Annotated in this window: 1 rRNA gene; it reads right to left on the reverse strand. The window is 42.6% G+C overall.

The features are described 5' to 3' along the window. Window positions 1-333, reverse strand: a 23S ribosomal RNA gene (locus GAB14E_RS0123470); the annotation flags it as partial. Window positions 334-528 lie beyond the last annotated feature (195 nt).

Here is a 528-nt window from a genome sequence, read left to right on the forward strand (position 1 = left end):
ACGGGACTATCACCCTGTATCGTGGTCCTTTCCAGAACCTTCCACTAGCGCCCAATAAGCTTAAGGGCTGATTCGCGTTCGCTCGCCGCTACTAACGAAATCTCGGTTGATTTCTTTTCCTCGGGGTACTTAGATGTTTCAGTTCTCCCGGTTTGCCTCGTTAACCTATGTATTCAGTTAACGATACCTAGCTTATGCTAAGTGGGTTTCCCCATTCGGACATCTTTGGCTATAACGGTTTTTATCACCTCACCAAAGCTTTTCGCAGATTAACACGTCCTTCATCGCCTCTAACTGCCAAGGCATCCACCACATACGCTTAGTCACTTAACCATACAACCCTAAGTAGTCTTTTCTAATAAAGAATCAACACGAAGTACACCCTGGAGACTAATCCAAGGCAATTGTAAAGTCTGACATTTTCACGTACTCACCATTATCTAAATTAATATCAAATGGGATGAGTTACTTGATAAGACATCTTACTCTTTCGAGTAGTATGAATTCGATAATACATCCTTGGGGGAT

The sequence above is a fragment of the Colwellia psychrerythraea genome, from assembly GCF_000764185.1.
GTDB lineage: Bacteria > Pseudomonadota > Gammaproteobacteria > Enterobacterales > Alteromonadaceae > Colwellia > Colwellia psychrerythraea_B.